Source organism: uncultured Nitrospira sp., assembly GCA_902500695.1.
GTDB lineage: Bacteria > Nitrospirota > Nitrospiria > Nitrospirales > UBA8639 > Nitrospira_E.
This window is the reverse complement of record CABVRQ010000062.1, coordinates 1-2054: the sequence shown is the minus strand read 5'-3', so window position 1 is coordinate 2054 and position 2054 is coordinate 1. Positions and strand designations below refer to the sequence as shown.

Genomic DNA, 2054 nt, shown 5'->3' with positions numbered 1-2054 from the left:
GCCAACAACGCCACATCCACCGCTGCTCGCAGGCCGCCCAGGAACTGTTTTTTATACGCCCGCAAATCCTCTTCCGTTTCCAATCTCGGCTTCGACGTCATGACGGTCGCCGTGTGAAGGCCGACCCCGAGTAACCCGTCCGGTCCCTGGTTCTTACAGATGATGCTCCACAGTTCATGTTCCATGCTGGTATTCGTAGCGGGGATAATCAGCCCGAACTTTCTTCTGAAACTCCGCACATCGGGATAGCCTTTGGAGGAATCGATCTCGTCGAAGTTCTCCATTTTCGTGCCATTGTGAATCACGCCAGGAGGCGCCAGGGCGGGCATGGGTGGGACATTCACATCGGGGATGACGATCGTCTTCCCGGACAACTTGCCAATGATCGTCTGCGTTCCCCGGTTGGTGGCTTTTTGTTGGTCTGGCATAGGGTGATAACAATCCTTAATCGTCAGCCTGCGCTGAAGGGTTCGTGAAAGAGACCATCCGGGTCGTAGGTGCGGCGAAGGGAACGGAGGCGTTGCCAGTTCGCAGGCGCGAACGACCACTCGCCACGTCCCGGTCTCGCTATAATATCGGACTCGCCCACATAATGCCCAACCGCAAACGGGTCCAGCGCTGCTACGATCTCCCGATGCCAGGCCGCGTTCACGCCATCATCCTCCGGCTGCTCCCAAATCGCATAGCAGAGGAGCAATGTCCCGGCTGTCATGGAGAATGCGGCATCGGGCAGCACCGCCGGACTATCCTCCGCACCAGTGGCAAACACGCACACTCCCAGTGACTTCGATGACGGCGCGTGCAAAAAGTACTCACGCATCGTCGTCAGCGGCGGTGCAGGGGAAGAGTTCGACCAAAACGTATCGGCCAGACAGCGATGACGCTCCGGCCACAACATCCCACCCTTATCAAGCAAGGCGTCTAGCGGGGTCGGTTGGAACACTTCCTTCCCCAAGCATTCGGATAGAACGAGGCAATTTTCCAGAAGACTGAGCGTCTCGTCGGCTTCACGTTGAGAATCGAGAAACGCCGTCGCAGTCAGGATACACACAAAGCCATTGCTTGATCGACACGGTTCGGAATAGGCGGATGGCGCCTGCGCGTAGAACAGTGCCAGTTCCACTTCTCGCGGCAACTGTCTGGCAATGCTCGCCGCCCACGCGCCGACCTCTTCCATACGTGACAACGGGTAATAGTAGGTGCTGGTCGTAATGGCACGTGGCACCGGATACAGCTTGAGCACGAATTGGGTCACGACCCCGAAGAAGCCAGGCCCGGCCCCGCGAATGGCCCAAAGCAGGTCGGCATGTTCCTCCTGGTTTACGACGACGAGGGTGCCATCGGCCATGACGACGTGAGCGGCTTCGACGCTAAAGCACGCCGGTCCCCAGGCATTAGAGTTCCAGCCCAGCCCCCCATTCAGTAAAAAACCGCTCAGGGGAACCGACGGGCAATGCCCAACGGGAAAAGCCAGCCCATGCGCGGCCAACTGCCGGGTGAGTTCTCGCCCCGTCACCGCCGGTTGAATCGTCGCCATGCGAGCCTGGGGGTCAATCGAAATCTGGTCAAGGCGCCCGAGGTCAATCAACAGGCTCCCGTCGCGCAGCGGAAACCCCACCCAACTATGCCCCCCGCCACGCACCGCGACTTTCATATTTTCGGAGCGGGCAAACCGGACGGCCTCGACGACATCATGCTCATTCGCGACTTGTACGACTATCTGCGGGTACCGCCCCGGCGTCAACTGATTCCAAATGAGCGAGCGCCTAAGCTGTTCGTACCCGGCGTCGGTTGCCGTCGTGACTTTTCCTTCGATGCGGCTCTGTAGGGCTTGCACATTCATCTTGGCATTCTTCTCCCAATGGAGGCCATCAGACAGCAGGCTTAATATGGTGGTTCATGTTTAAATAGTCCATCCCAACCAGTCGGCAGCGGTACGGACCATCCACTTTAAGATACAGCGTGCGATCTAGCTACCAGCAAAAACCCTGTATTGGTTTCAAATAACTTTCTCCCTGTTTGGACGCACAATTATAGTAACTGGAAATTGCCGG

General features: G+C 57.7%; 2 protein-coding genes. Both read right to left on the bottom strand.

The window, feature by feature from the left end; translation table 11 throughout:
* Positions 1-428: hypothetical protein (locus AAH187_RS14225; RefSeq protein WP_342349128.1), on the bottom strand; the 428-nt coding region annotated here is incomplete at its 3' end.
* A gap of 23 nt (positions 429-451) precedes the next feature.
* Positions 452-1843 (bottom strand): FAD-binding oxidoreductase, encoded by a 1392-nt coding sequence (locus AAH187_RS14220; protein ID WP_342349127.1) that lies wholly within the window; start codon positions 1841-1843, stop codon positions 452-454.
* Between the last annotated feature and the right edge of the window lie 211 nt (positions 1844-2054).